This is a genomic window from Humidesulfovibrio sp. (assembly GCF_030689645.1).
GTDB lineage: Bacteria > Desulfobacterota > Desulfovibrionia > Desulfovibrionales > Desulfovibrionaceae > Humidesulfovibrio.
The window spans coordinates 1-13,680 of record NZ_JAUYFU010000031.1; the positions used below are offsets into that span (position 1 = coordinate 1).

The following is a 13,680-nucleotide window of genomic DNA, read 5'->3' on the forward strand; positions in this document are numbered from 1 at the left end:
CAACCCAAGCAAGACCCAGAAGAGGCGCTACCACCTGTCGTGGTTTCAGAGATTTGCGTTGGCCGTACTGCTGAGATACCAGCGATAAGGATTAAACATGTCGAGGCCGATGCGTACCACGAAGCGAACAGCACTCCAATACCATCCGGCTCCTCCCTGTTTGGACAGATAAACAGTATTTTCCAGGTGTTACCACAAGCGGCTTCATCCGCCCTTGTCGCTTCAGGCAACTACATGAATGTCAGCATTAGCGGTAATCTTGTGTCTGCAAGTGATGGAGTTGGATTTAGAGCCTTTGCCATGCAGGATGGGAAAATCGTTGAGCATGCTAGGCTCTTTGATGGTGGAAATCTATCTACAGTGCTGAACTCAGCCCTTGCGTGGCAAATAGCCTCAACCCTTGTTGCCCAGAAGCACCTAGCTGACATTAGCAAGAAGCTTAACACCATAAAATCTGGGATTAACGAAATAAAAGAGTTTTTAGACTCTCAGAGAAAATCCAAGATACTTGGTTCGTTAACATATATGGAGCAGGCGTACTACGCCATACAAAACGGTGAGCGCGAGCCACACATGCGCCTTCGATTGGAACAGATTGAGGCACAGTTATGTGGCATACATGAGCACTTGCTCCTCGAAATTGAAAGTAACCGTAATTCTATGATGTTACTCGATGAAGATGCAATTGGCACAAAAGAGTACGCCGACAGAATCAATCAGAAGTTTACATCTGCGAACGGCTCATTCTCTCAAATCATACTGAATGCAAAGGCAAGAGCAGCGTGCTGGCAGTTGTTGCTGGCCTATCCAGGAGAGCAAAATCTTAAAGCTGTCAGGCACGAGGCTATTTCTGGTAGCGTGTCTCAGATAGTTGAATCATTGTCTAAATACAACAGATGTGCTGACACAAAGATTAAGACGATAGAGTCCTGCTTCAATTTCCAGAGCACGATAGACGCTAGACGAAACGCACTCCAGGCGCAGTGTGATTCAATTTCAACAGATGTAAACAGTGGAAAACGACATATTTTTGAGCAGATAGAGCAGGCCACTAGGTTTGCCAATGAACTCGGTGAGACGACTACCATCTCCATTAAGGTGGAGAATGGTACCGTTCTTGAGGCGCACAAGATTGAAGCCTAGAGCTTCCCAACTGTTAGTGCATTGAGGTTTCCCCCATGCTCACTGGCGAAATTCGGAATCAAATTGATTCCATTTGGAATGCTTTTGCGTCTGGCGGGATATCTAACCCTCTGGAAGTTATTGAGCAGATTACCTACCTGCTCTTCATGCGCCGTCTGGATGAGGCACACACCCTAGAAGAGAACAAATCCCTGCGGCTCAAGAAGCCCATGGAGCGGCGCGTTTTCCCTGAGGGGATAGACCCCAAGGGCCGCTCCTACGATGACCTTAGGTGGTCTCGTTTCAAGAATTTTGCTGCTGAGGAGATGTTCACCGTAGTTGGTGAGCATGTCTTCCCCTTCCTCAGGACCTTAGGAGGGAACGGCTCCACTTACTCCAAGCACATGGAGGGAGCCCGCTTCACCATCCCGACTCCTGGCCTTCTGTCTAAGGTCGTGGACATGCTCGACCAGGTGCCCATGTCGGACCGCGACACCAAGGGCGACCTCTATGAGTACATGCTCAGCAAGATTGCCAGCGCTGGACGAAATGGTCAGTTCCGCACCCCAAGGCACATCATCAGGCTCATGGTGGAAATGAGCGCACCAACGGCCAAGGATATCATCTGCGACCCAGCGTGCGGCACCTGCGGCTTCCTGGTGGCGGCAGGAGAGTATTTGCGCGAGAAGCACCCAGAGATTCTCCGTGATGACAACGCTAGCAAGCACTTCCACCAGAAGATGTTCAACGGCTACGACTTTGATAACACCATGCTCCGCATTGGAAGCATGAACATGGCCCTGCACGGAGTTGAGAACCCTGACATTCGCTACAAGGACTCCCTGGCTCAGGACCATGCTGGTGACGAAGAGAAATACTCACTCATTCTGGCCAATCCGCCCTTTGCCGGTTCTCTGGACTACGAGAACACGGCCAAGGACCTCCAGGCCATCGTCAAAACCAAGAAGACGGAACTGCTGTTCCTAGCCCTCTTCCTGAGGCTCTTAAAGCCCGGTGGCCGTGCTGCGGTCATTGTTCCTGACGGGGTGCTCTTTGGCTCTTCTAAGGCCCACAAGGAACTGCGCAGGCTGCTCATAGAGGACCAGAAGCTGGACGCGGTCATCTCTCTGCCCTCTGGAGCGTTCAGACCCTACGCAGGCGTTTCTACGGCCATCCTGGTGTTCACAAAGACCAACTCGGGCGGCACGGACCATGTTTGGTTCTATGACATGCAGGCCGATGGTTGGAGCCTTGATGACAAGCGCCAGGCGCTTCTGCCTGACGAAAAGCTTGGTGTTGACCCTGCCCAGGCTCTGACCGCAGAAGAGCATCTTAAGAACAACCTTCCTGATGTCCTGGGCCGCTGGGCAGAAAGGGCGGGCACAGAACGTCAAAGGACACGCACAGACCAGAGCTTCTGTGTTCCCAAGGCTGACATTGCCGCCAATGGATATGACCTTTCCATCAATCGCTACAAAGAAGTGGTTCATGAGACGGTGCAGCACCTGCCGCCCAAGGAAATCCTGTCCAAGCTGAACAAACTTGAAGTTGAGATTCAGGCTGGATTGAAAGAGCTTGAGGGGATGCTGTAGTGCAAGCTATTCGGTACGCCAGAATTTCAGACATAATCAAAGAGGCGAAGTCTGGATTTGCCTCTGGTGAAAACTTAGACTCTGGCACATTTCAGATAAGAATGAATAACATAACACCAGATGGACAACTTGACCTCTCAAAAAGGAGGCGAGTGTCCATTGGCTCAAAGAAATCAGAGTCTATTATGTTGAATTATGGTGATGTTCTTTTCAACGCAACCAATAGCCCAGCACTTGTTGGGAAAAGTGCTTTCTTTGGTGGATGTGATGAACCAGTTACATTCAGTAATCATTTTATAAGAATTAGAACGAATCAAGACAAGGTAGACGGTAAGTATTTAGCCCGTTGGCTATCATATCAGTTTCAGAACAGGATATTTGAGGGCATGTGCCGCCAGTGGGTAAATCAAGCAACCGTAGGGAAGGAAGCACTACTCTCACTTAGAATCCCAGTATTACCTATCACCGAACAACGCCGTATCGCCGCCATTCTGGACAAAACTGATGCTCTCAGGGCCAAGCGTCGGGAAGCTCTGGCGCAGTTGGACAGCCTCACGCAGTCCATCTTCATTGAGATGTTTGGGGACCCTGTTACCAATCCCCTGGGTTGGAAGTCAGGGACTGTTCAAGATGCTTTGGACGCAGGTTTGATTCTGAACATCCAAGACGGAAACCATGGCGAACTCCACCCCAAAGTATCCGATTTTTCAGAAACAGGGGTGCCTTTTGTCATGGCGAACTGCCTTTCTGGCGGGCAACTAAACGTAGATGTAGCCTATAGACTTGACCCAACGTGGTTGAAAAAACTCCGGGTAGGATTTGGGAAACCAAATGATGTGTTACTGTCCCACAAAGGCACGGTTGGAGAAGTGGCAATCGTCCCTAGTCGTCAAGAATCAGTAATACTATCTCCGCAGGTTACATACTATAGAACTGGGCGCTTGCTAGACAGCCAGTTCTTAGCTGGATACTTCAAAACAGCATGGTTTCAGGCTGTGCTGAAAAAGGATGCGATTCAATCAACAAGGGCGTATATTGGGATTACACGCCAACGGTCACTACCACTTGTATTTCCACCCCTTGAGCTTCAGCAGGAGTATGCCCGCAGGAGTGATTTTGCCGAACACCTGACAACTTGCTGCAAAACTTCGCTTGGCCAACTTGACTCCCTTTTCTCTTCCCTCCAACACCGCGCCTTCAGGGGAGAACTATAGAACCATGAGCAATTTCACCTTCCTTCAGTCCGAATGGCCTTCACTCTATGAAGCCGCCACCAAGGCGGAAGGATTGGTGAGTGCCGACCCTCGCACTTCTTGTTTCTACTCCAGAAGGGCCTTGGAATTAGCTGTTTCCTGGCTCTACAAGCACGACAAGACGTTCAAGCTGCCCTACAAGGACAACCTGAACGCACTGATTAACGAGCCAAGTTTCCGGCAGAATGTAGGGGGAGCGCTATTCACTAAGGCCAAGTTCATTAAAGACCTTGGCAACATGGCCGCCCATAGCACCAGAAAACTGACTCCCAGCGATTCGCTCAACGCCGCCAAGGAGCTTTTCCACCTCTGCTACTGGGTAGCCCGAACCTATTCCCAGAAAACGCCTCCAGACCCCGCACAGCGCTTTTCCGTGGAGCTTGTCCAGCAGGCTGCTCCTGCCCCTCCGCTAACTCCTGAACAGCTTCAGCAGATTGAAACAAAACTGCAGGAGAAGGACGAGAAGCTTTCTGCTGTCCTTGCCGACAAGGTGGCGGTGGACGAAGAGCTTCAGAAACTCCGTGAACTCGTAGCGGCCACCAAGAAAGCCAACGCTGGCAAACCAGACCCGCACGACTACTCAGAAGCGGAGACCAGAGACCTTTTCATCGACCTTCTGCTCAAAGAAGCTGGTTGGGAGATTGGTGAGAAGAATCTTGAGATTGAAGTCCTGGGCATGCCCAACAACCAGGGCAAGGGCTATGTGGACTACGTTCTCTGGGGCGATGACGGAAAGCCCCTGGCCTTGATTGAAGCCAAGCGCACCAAGAAGGACCCTAAGATTGGGCAGCAGCAAGCTAAGCTTTATGCGGATTGCCTTGAGAAGCAGTTTGGGCAGCGCCCGGTCATCTTTCTCTCCAACGGCTATGACCATTGGATTTGGGATGATGCCAGCTACCCTCCGAGGGCCATCCAGGGGTTCTACAAGAAAGACGAGCTAGAATTAATTATCCAGCGCAGGACCAGCAAGAAGCGCCTCTCGGAAGCGGTCATCAAAGCTGAGATTGTTGAGCGCTACTACCAGACGAGAGCCATCCGCAGGATTGGCGAGTCCTTTGAAAAAGACCACATGCGGAAGGCTCTGGTGGTCATGGCTACAGGGGCTGGGAAGACCAGAACCGTCATCGCCTTGGCTGACATGCTCATGCGCTGCAACTGGGTGAAGCGAGTACTCTTCCTTGCGGACCGAGTGGCGCTCGTCAGACAGGCTGTGAACGCCTTTAAAAAGCACCTGCCAGACTCGGCTCCTGTGAATCTGGTTACGGAAAAGAACACTGACGGGCGCGTCTACGTTTCCACCTACCCCACCATGATGGGGCTCATCGATTCCTTCGACGCAGAGCGCAAGTTTGGTGTTGGGCACTTCGACCTTATCGTCATCGATGAGGCCCACCGGTCTGTTTACCAGAAGTACAGAGCCATCTTTGAATACTTTGACTCCTTCCTGGTGGGCCTGACAGCCACCCCCAAGGATGAGATTGACCATAACACTTACAGCCTCTTTGACCTTGAGACAGGTGTTCCAACGGATGCCTATGCCTTGGATGTAGCGGTTGCAGACGGCCACTTGGTTCCGCCTCAGGCAGTGTCAGTCCCTTTGAAATTCCAAAGGGAAGGCATAAAATATGATGAGCTTTCTGAAGAGGAGAAGGAGCAGTGGGACGCCCTGGAATGGGGTGAGGAAGGGACGATTCCAGAAGTGGTAGACCCTGCGGCCTTGAACAAATGGCTGTTCAACGAAGACACCGTGGATAAAGTCCTGAAGCACCTAATGGAGCGGGGACAGAAGGTTGCTGGTGGGGACAGATTAGGGAAAACCATCATTTTTGCTAAGAATAATCACCATGCAGACTTCATCGCTGAGCGGTTCAACGCGAGCTACCCTCATTACAAAGGCCATTTTGCTAGGGTCGTTACCTACAAGACCGAGTACGCACAGAACCTGATTGATGACTTCTCCAACAAGGATAAAGCGCCACACATCGCAATCTCAGTGGACATGCTGGACACGGGCATAGACGTTCCTGAGGTCGTAAATCTTGCGTTCTTCAAGGCCGTGCGCTCCAAGACCAAGTTCTGGCAGATGATTGGCCGTGGGACCAGGCTCTGCCCTGACCTCTTTGGACCTGGCGAGAACAAGAAGTTCTTCTACCTGTTTGATTACTGCCAGAACCTTGAGTTCTTTAGCCAGAACCCGGACGTCACAGAGGGTGCCTCAACAGAGCCCTTGGGCACGAGGCTCTTCAAGACCAGGCTGGAACTCATAGAGGAACTGACCAAGCGCCAGAAAGAAGGCGACGACACAACCGCCCCACTCAAGGAAGAGACCATAGGATTCCTGCAGGGGCAGGTTGCGGCCATGAACCTGGACAACTTCGTGGTGCGCCCCCAGAGGAAGGCTGTCGAGAAATTTGCCCAGGCAGGTGCATGGAAGCAGCTTTCAAAAGAAGATTACGATGACCTGGCAACAAAGGTTTCAAGGCTGCCAACAGAAGCTGAAGATACCGATGAAGATGCCAAGCGCTTCGACCTTATGATTCTTAGGGTGCAGTTGGCGGTTCTAAAAGCTGACAAAAGCTATGAGGGCTACCGCGACCAAATTCGAGCCATCGCCAGCGCCTTGGAAAGCCAGGAAGCAATCCCTGCAATCAAAGCCCAAATATCTCTCATACAGGAAATGGCTGGTGAAGAATGGTGGACGGACGTAACCGTTCCCATGCTTGAGACCGCCAGGAAGAAGCTCCGCGCCCTGGTTAAGCTGATTGAAAAGGGCAAGAAAAAGATAGTTTACACGGACTTTGAGGATGAGTTTGGTGAGGAGACTACCGTTGAACTCACAGAAGTGAAGAACGGCCTGGACATGGTCAAGTTCAAGGAAAAGGCCAGGCAATTCCTCAGAGACCATGAAGACAATTTGGCCCTGCAACGCCTCCGCAGGAACCTACAGCTTACTCCGACTGACCTTGAAGAGCTTGAAAAAATGTTGGAGCAGGCTGGCGGGTCAAAGACTCTCATCACAAAAGCCAAGGAGCAGAGTCAGGGGCTTGGAATCTTTATACGGACTTTGGTCGGCCTGGACCGTGAAGCGGCTGTAGAGGCCCTTAACGAGTTGATAGCAGGCACGACAGCAACTCCCAACCAAATAGAATTCATAGACTTGGTTGTCCAGCACCTCATGGAGAACGGCATCATGGAGACTGAGCGGCTCTACAAGCCTCCATTCATAGATATTAACCCCGTAGGCCCTGAGGGGATTTTCCCAATGGCCAAGGTGGACCTGTTGGTCAGCAAGTTAGAAGAGATTAGGAAAAGGGCAGCGGCTTAGGTGCCTTAGAATAATTAATCTAAGGCGAAGAGGACTATATGCAAATTTTCAAAACTAAAGAGTGACCTGCCCCGAATCCAGCAAGAGCCTTGACCGCCTGTGCCGTTTCGTGCTCTTGTCCTTGTGCCGGTTGAGGACCGCCGGTGTTAGTTTTTCCCAGGCGGTTCAGTGACATACAGGTGTTAGCGGTTCGAGTCTCCCCTTCGGCACCAAAAAGAACAGGGGCTCCGAGTGAAAGATCGGGGCCCTTCTTCTTTTGCGTCCACGAGATGATTTGCACCAGGCTCAGCGACTCAACAGCCACGGTCAGCGGCGCACGTTGAAGCCGTCGAAGACTTCCGGAAGGTCGGCTGTTTCTGCCTCCACGCGGGCCACACGGGCCGAGGGCGGCCCGACATGCAGCAGTTCCGTAAAACGCTCCAGCGCGGCCCTGCCCTGCCTGGAGTCGTCCGCAGCCTGGGCCTGGCCCGCCACTGATCCATCTGGCAGGTTGCGCACCCAGCCACGAAGGCCCAGCCCCTGGGCGGTCATCTGTACCCAGCCCCGGAACCACACGCCCTGAACCAGGCCGGTGACGCGAAAAGTGAGGGTGTGCATGAGGTGCTCCTGGTCACGCTATACAATGAGCGCCGGGCCGGGGCAATGCCGGTTGCGCCAAGGGCGACGCCTTTCCAGCGCATCACGCAAAACCGCCGCGCTGGCTTGTGAGGCTGGCGCGGCGGCGGGAAATTCGACGAGGATAAATCAAGTCAAAAGAGAAACATCCATCCCTTCAAATCCCCCGCGCCCAGGCCAGGCCGGCGGCGATGACCAGCCCGCCCGCCAGGTAGCGCCAGTCCTGCATGTAGAGCATGACGCCCGCGCTGATGATGAGCAGAAGCGCATAGCCCCAAATCTCCGCCGCCGAGCGCACCAGCTTCGCCGCATGCTCATCCAGCGTGTGCTGGACCGGGGCGATGGTCTCCCACGCTCCGCCATCCATGCCCGAAGACTGCGCAGTATCCCCCGTGGAGGATTTGCCCAGGGCGTCCAGGTCCAGCGGGCCGGAGGCCCCTGCCCCGCCATTGACCCCGCCATTGACCGCGCCATTGGTTGACCCGTTGGTCCCGGCGGGCATGGCCCAGCGCGACTGCAGCTTGCGACCACAGGTGGCGCAGATGTGCGCGTCGTCCTGATTCTTTGTGCCGCAGCCGTTGCAGAGGATCATGAGGCCCGCCGCCGCGCCTTAGCGCAGCTCCGCCTGCTGGTAGTACTTGGCCCGCACGGCTCCCATCTTGGCCTGAATGGCCGCGATGCGGTCCGTGGTGGTTGGGTGGGTGGACAAAAAGCCCGGCACGTTCTGGCCCTTGCTCTTGGCGTAGGCGTCCATCTTGCGCCACAGGGAAAGCGCGCCCGAGGGCTCATACCCGGCCTTGGCCGCCAGGATCATGCCCACCTCGTCGGCCTCGGACTCCTGTGAACGGCTGTGGGGTAGAAGCACCCCTACCTGCGCGCCCATGCCGTAGGCCTGGTTGAAGGCCTGGCTTGCTGCCGGGCTCACGGTGGAGCCTAGGGCGAGGGAGGCGGCAGAACCGCCCAGCTGGGCCATGAGGGCCACGCTCATGCGCTCGCCGCCGTGGCGCAGCAGCGCGTGGGCCACCTCGTGCCCCATGACTGCGGCCAGTTCGTCGTTGGTGGTGGTGAGGTTCAAAATGCCGGTGTAGAAAAAGACCTTTCCGCCCGGCAGGCAGAAGGCGTTGACCACGTCCTTGTCGATGACGTGGAACTCCCATTTGTATTCCGGCTTATTGGCGGCAAAGGCGATGCGCCTGCCCACGCGCTTCACGCGCTCCACCTGAAGTTCGTCCGTGCTTTCCTTCTCTTTCTTCAGCACGTCCTGGGCGCTTTGCAGGCCCAGGGCCATTTCCTGGCCCTCGCTGATGAGCAGAAGCTGGCTTCTGTTGGTATAGGCCGCGTGGGCGCAGGCCATGAGCAATAAAGCGGCAAGGGCGATGAACACCCAGGCGAGTCGGCGGATCATTCTTGTTCTCCTTGCCGGGGCTGGCTGCGTCCCGGCCAAACATATCTACCCCGGCGGGCCGGAGGACTCAAGGGGCGAGTAGAGGGTGCTGGCCTGGGGCCGATCAGGGCGAGGGCGCCCAGGGCTATTGCGCGCCGCCGCCGCTCATGCGCGACAGCTCGGCCTCGATGGCAGCAGGGTCAAGCCGGGCGCAGCCCGTGAAGGTGAGGCCGTCCAGCACCTCCTTGCGCACCTGGAAATGGCGGTCGGCCAATTTGGCCAGCTGCGGCCAGTGGGTGATGAGGATCATCTGCTGGCGGCCAGCCAGGGCGCGCAGGCGCTCGCCCACGCGGGTCAGGGTGTGGCCGCCGATGCCGGCGTCCACCTCGTCGAAAATGAGGCTCGGTTTGGCGCTCTCGGCCTGCAATCCGGCCAGGGCCAGCAAAAACCGCGAAAGCTCGCCGCCGGAGGCGATCTTGTCCAGGGGACGCGGCGGCTGACCTGGGTTGGGCACCCAGAAAAGTCTGCCGCGCAGTTCGGAGAGCACGCCCTCCGGCCCCGAGTACACGGCGGCGGGCTCGAACACGAACTCCACCCGCGCGTGTTCGGAGAAGCCCAGGCCCGCCAGCTCCTGCCCCAAACGGGCGCACAGCCGGTCTGCGGCGTCCTGGCGCGCGGCGTTCAGCCGCTCCAGCACGCCGCCAAGCATCTTCGCTGCCTCGGCCTCGTCGCGCTCCAGGCGCTTGGCGTCCAGGGCGCAGGAGTCGAGGAAGGACAGATTCTCCTCCACCTGGCGGCCCAAATCCACAATCTCGTCCAGGCCCTTGTTCAGCTTGCGCTTGAGCTTGGCCAGCTCGAACAAGCGGGACTCGATGGCCTCGATGTCGTTTTCGCTGTTCGGGCCGTCGTCCAGCCTCAGACGGCGGATGCGCGTCTCCAGGGCGGCCAGCTGGTGCCGAAAGTCCTCAGCCGCGTCCTTGTCTGCGGCAAAGGACTCGTCAAAGGGCGTCAACTGGCTCAGGGCGCGAGCCAGATCGCCCACAAGGGCAGCCAGGGGCGCCTCGCCCAAAAGCGCGGTAAGGGCTCGGCCCCGCGCCTCGTCCAGACGCTCGCGGTCCTTGAGCCCGGCCTTGCGGGCCAAGAGGTCGTCCTCCTCGCCGGGCTGGGGCTTGACCTTGGAGATCTCGGCGCGCTGGAACTCCAGAAATTCACGCTGGCGAGAAAGCCCGGCCACCCGCTCGTCCAGCTCCACGCGGGCGGCCTGCACGGCCTTCACTGCGGCCAGGGCCGCATCACGCTCGGGCAAGAGGCCCGGCTCGGCCAGAAAACTGTCCAGAATGCGCCCCTGGTATGCGGGCTGCAACAGCTTCTGCTGCCCGTGCTGGCTGGTGTGCAGCACCAGGCCCGCGCGCAGCTCGCGCAGGGTCTCAAGGGAGCCCAGGCGGTCGTTGACGAAGACACGGCTGCGGCCCGTGTCGGCGGAGAGTTCGCGCCGGATGATGAGATCCTCCGCGCCATGGCCGTTCTCTCCGGGCACGACGAACACGGCCTCCACCACGGCTTTCTCCTTGCCGGGGCGCACAAGGTCGGCACTCATGGGCTCGCCGGTGAGAAAATCGATGGCGCGCACGATGAAGCTTTTGCCCGCGCCGGTTTCGCCGGTAAGGGCGTTCATGCCAGGGGCGAATTCCAGCTCGGCGTCCTCGATGAGGGCCAAGTCACGTATGCGCAAAAGTTCAAGCATTGCGAGCCTTGCGACGATGCGCGGAGGTCTTCATGTGCATGACGATGTTGTCCAGGGGCAAAGTGTGGAGATGCTTGCCCTTTCGGGAAATATAGCCGCTCTCGAAGAGCCAATCAACGTTTTCCTCAGCCACCCCGTACAGCGGAATGAGCTGCCAGGCCAGTTCGCGCCCGCTGTCCAGCCCGGCCCGGTAGGCGTCCTTGAGCCGGGTGTCGTAGACGTTCTCGCCCGGCTCGCAGGGCTTGCGGAACACGTAATACTGGCGGCACACAAAGGGCCGCACCGGGTAGACGCTGCAACGGCCATCAACCAGGAAGGCGCACTCGCCCACCTGCCCGTGCCCCAACAGGCGCTGCTTCAGCTCGTCCTGAATCGGGCCCTCCAGAATCTCGGATGCGTACCACCACAGGCCCAGCACCTCGAACTCCGAAACCGGGATAACCTGATCGACGCAGCAGTTGAGGCAGCCCGGCCCGCAGGCCACGCCGTGCCCTCGCCGGGCCGTCTGCTCGGCGAGGTCCGCCCGCACCGATTCGTCTGAAATATGATAGGCGTTCAGGAGCCGCACAAGCCAGGGGTGCCGGGCCTCAAATTCAGGATAGGCGACACGCTCACTCATGCTCACCTCCGCAGGCGCGGGTCCAGCAGGTCGCGCAGGCTTTCGCCCAACAGGTTGTAGCCCAGCACAGTGAACAGGATGGCCAGGCCGGGGAACACCGAAAGCCATGGGGCGACCTCCAGCACTTCCTTGCCGTCAAGCAGCATGTTGCCCCAGCTTGCGTCCGGCGGCTGCACGCCCAGGCCAAGGAACGAGAGCGAGGACTCCACCAGAATGGCTCCAGCCACGCCGAGGGTGGCGGAAACCAGCACCGGGGCCAGGGCGTTTGGCAAAATATGCCGCAGGATGATGCGCATGGGGCCAGCGCCGGCCACCCGCGCGGCGAGCACAAAGTCGCGCCCGCGCAAGCTCATGGCCTCGGCCCGCACCAGACGCGCCACGCCCATCCACGAGGTGAGCCCGATGACGGCCATGATGTTGGTCAGGCTGGGCTCAAGGAAAGCAATGACCGCCAGAATCAGAAAGAAGGACGGGAAGCAGAGCATCACGTCCACCCCGCGCATTATGATCTCGTCGGCCAATTTGCCGAAATAGCCAGCGGCCAGCCCCAGGGCCAGCCCGATGGCCGAGGAGATGCCCACGGCCACAAAGCCCACCCACAGCGATACGCGACCGCCGTAGAGGATGCGCGAAAGCACATCGCGGCCCAGTGCGTCCGTGCCCAGGGGATGCGCCAAAGACGGCGTCAGCAACAGGGCGTCCACGTTGATGGCGTTGGGATCATGCGGCGCGAGCCACGGGGCCAGAAGCGCGGCCAGGCTCATGCCGCCCACCAGCAGCAGGCCCAGGGCCAGCATGCCGTAGCGCTCCAGCCAAGTGGGCGGGGCCAGCGGCTTTTTCTTGCGCGCAGGGGCAAAACGCTGCGCGCTCATGACTCATCCCCCCCGCGCCCGGCGGCGCGGATGCGCGGATCAGCCAGGCCATAGCCCAGGTCGGCCAGCAGGTTGCCGATGAGGGTGAGCACAGCGCCCAGCACCAGGCTGCCCATGATCAGCGGGTAGTCGCGGCTCATGACCGCCTGGTAGAAGAGCTGCCCCAGGCCCGGCAGGGCGAAGATGGATTCGATGATGACGCTGCCGCCGATGAGTCCGGGCACCGAAAGGCCCAGGATGGTGATGACGGGCAAAAGCGCGTTCCTGAGCGCGTGGCGGAAGATCACAGTGCGCGCTGGCAGCCCCTTGGCGCGGGCGGTGAGGATATAGTCCTGGCGCAGCACCTCGAGCATGCTGGCGCGCATGAAGCGCGACATGCCCGCCAAGCTGCCGAAGGTGTACAAAAACACCGGCAGAGCCAGGTGGCGGAGGAGATCCCAGGCCTTGCCCCAGAAGGACAGCTTTTCAAAACCCAAGCTAGTGAGGCCGGATATGGGCAGAATCGGCCAGATGATGCCCAGGAGCAGCATGAGCAGAAGCGCCAGCCAGAAGCCGGGCATGGCGAAACCCGCGAAGACTATCACCGTGGAGATCCGGTCAAAGGCCCCGCCCTGCCTCCAGGCCGCCGCCACGCCGATGGGTATGGCGATGGCCAGGGTCAAGAAAAGCGAGACGATGTTCATGCCAAAGGTCAGCGGCAGGCGCTCCTTGATCTTGTCCCACACGGGCCTGCTGTCGCCGCTCATGGACCGGCCGAAGTCCAGCTTGACCATGCGGCCCACCCATTGGCCGTACTGCACGTGGATGGGCTGGTCCAGGCCGTAGAGCTTTTCCAGGCGCTCGCGAGCGACGGCGCTGGCGCCAGGATTCAGCGTGGTCTGCAAATCCGTGGGCTTTCCCGGGGCCAGATGGATGACCCAGAAGCTGATGACGGTGATGCCAAAGAAGACCACGGCCACCCAGGCGAGCTTGGCGAGGATTCGTAGCAGGGTCCTGGTCATGCGCGGTCCGTTGTTGCAGGTGTTCCGGGGGCTCCCGGACAGGTCCACAAATACGCCAATCCTGCCCTGGAAGCAACGCCGGGCGCACCTGCTTTCAAATTTTCAGGTTTCTTCATTTTCCCGTTGACAAAACACCGCCCTCTTGGCTAGACA

The 13,680-nt window shown here is 57.9% G+C and carries 11 protein-coding genes; 4 read left to right on the forward strand and 7 right to left on the reverse strand.

From position 1 onward, the window contains the following. From Q8O35_RS04975 to Q8O35_RS04990, 4 genes are all read left to right on the forward strand, one after another. Positions 1-1,143, forward strand: a 1,143-nt coding sequence (locus Q8O35_RS04975) for a hypothetical protein (RefSeq protein WP_305571269.1), incomplete at its 5' end; no start/stop codon positions are given. 35 nt (positions 1,144-1,178) lie between these two features. Next, entirely contained in the window at positions 1,179-2,714 is a 1,536-nt protein-coding gene (locus Q8O35_RS04980; RefSeq protein ID WP_305571271.1) for a class I SAM-dependent DNA methyltransferase, read from the forward strand. Then, positions 2,714-3,928: a restriction endonuclease subunit S gene (locus tag Q8O35_RS04985; RefSeq protein ID WP_305571272.1), complete on the forward strand. Its 1,215-nt coding sequence runs from the start codon at positions 2,714-2,716 to the stop codon at positions 3,926-3,928. The genes Q8O35_RS04980 and Q8O35_RS04985 overlap by 1 nt, the downstream gene beginning before the upstream one ends. Positions 3,929-3,932: 4 nt before the next feature. Then, complete coding sequence (locus Q8O35_RS04990; protein WP_305571274.1) at positions 3,933-7,292, forward strand: DEAD/DEAH box helicase family protein; 3,360 nt, start codon at positions 3,933-3,935, stop codon at positions 7,290-7,292. 306 nt (positions 7,293-7,598) lie between these two features. On the opposite strand, the gene Q8O35_RS04995 is transcribed toward Q8O35_RS04990, so the two are convergent. The 7 genes from Q8O35_RS04995 to Q8O35_RS05025 form a co-directional block, all read right to left on the reverse strand. Continuing rightward, positions 7,599-7,889: an acylphosphatase gene (locus tag Q8O35_RS04995; protein ID WP_305571276.1), complete on the reverse strand. Its 291-nt coding sequence runs from the start codon at positions 7,887-7,889 to the stop codon at positions 7,599-7,601. 175 nt (positions 7,890-8,064) lie between these two features. Next, complete coding sequence (locus tag Q8O35_RS05000; protein WP_305571278.1) at positions 8,065-8,499, reverse strand: hypothetical protein; 435 nt, start codon at positions 8,497-8,499, stop codon at positions 8,065-8,067. Between the two features lie 18 nt (positions 8,500-8,517). Further along, a complete protein-coding gene (locus Q8O35_RS05005) occupies positions 8,518-9,312 on the reverse strand; it encodes a M48 family metallopeptidase (RefSeq protein ID WP_305571280.1) in 795 nt (264 codons plus the stop codon). Between the two features lie 124 nt (positions 9,313-9,436). Then, positions 9,437-11,035, reverse strand: a complete 1,599-nt coding sequence (locus Q8O35_RS05010) for a DNA repair protein RecN (protein ID WP_305571282.1) — start codon at positions 11,033-11,035, stop codon at positions 9,437-9,439. Then, positions 11,028-11,654, reverse strand: a complete 627-nt coding sequence (locus Q8O35_RS05015; protein ID WP_305571284.1) for a YkgJ family cysteine cluster protein — start codon at positions 11,652-11,654, stop codon at positions 11,028-11,030. The genes Q8O35_RS05010 and Q8O35_RS05015 overlap by 8 nt, the downstream gene beginning before the upstream one ends. A gap of 2 nt (positions 11,655-11,656) precedes the next feature. Then, positions 11,657-12,451, reverse strand: coding sequence for an ABC transporter permease (locus Q8O35_RS05020; RefSeq protein WP_305571306.1), 795 nt, complete (start codon positions 12,449-12,451; stop codon positions 11,657-11,659). A gap of 71 nt (positions 12,452-12,522) precedes the next feature. Continuing rightward, positions 12,523-13,527: an ABC transporter permease gene (locus tag Q8O35_RS05025; RefSeq protein ID WP_305571286.1), complete on the reverse strand. Its 1,005-nt coding sequence runs from the start codon at positions 13,525-13,527 to the stop codon at positions 12,523-12,525. Between the last annotated feature and the right edge of the window lie 153 nt (positions 13,528-13,680).

What these genes read in the sequence shown, in the direction of transcription:
- Q8O35_RS05015 (WP_305571284.1), bottom strand. Translation starts at nt 11,654, where the DNA reads ATGAGTGAGCGTGTCGCCTATCCTGAATTTGAGGCCCGGCACCCCTGG.
- Q8O35_RS04980 (WP_305571271.1), top strand. Translation starts at nt 1,179, where the DNA reads ATGCTCACTGGCGAAATTCGGAATCAAATTGATTCCATTTGGAATGCT.
- Q8O35_RS05020 (WP_305571306.1), bottom strand. Translation starts at nt 12,451, where the DNA reads ATGCTGGCCCTGGGCCTGCTGCTGGTGGGCGGCATGAGCCTGGCCGCG.
- Q8O35_RS05010 (WP_305571282.1), bottom strand. Translation starts at nt 11,035, where the DNA reads ATGCTTGAACTTTTGCGCATACGTGACTTGGCCCTCATCGAGGACGCC.
- Q8O35_RS05025 (WP_305571286.1), bottom strand. Translation starts at nt 13,527, where the DNA reads ATGACCAGGACCCTGCTACGAATCCTCGCCAAGCTCGCCTGGGTGGCC.
- Q8O35_RS05005 (WP_305571280.1), bottom strand. Translation starts at nt 9,312, where the DNA reads ATGATCCGCCGACTCGCCTGGGTGTTCATCGCCCTTGCCGCTTTATTG.
- Q8O35_RS05000 (WP_305571278.1), bottom strand. Translation starts at nt 8,499, where the DNA reads ATGATCCTCTGCAACGGCTGCGGCACAAAGAATCAGGACGACGCGCAC.
- Q8O35_RS04990 (WP_305571274.1), top strand. Translation starts at nt 3,933, where the DNA reads ATGAGCAATTTCACCTTCCTTCAGTCCGAATGGCCTTCACTCTATGAA.
- Q8O35_RS04995 (WP_305571276.1), bottom strand. Translation starts at nt 7,889, where the DNA reads ATGCACACCCTCACTTTTCGCGTCACCGGCCTGGTTCAGGGCGTGTGG.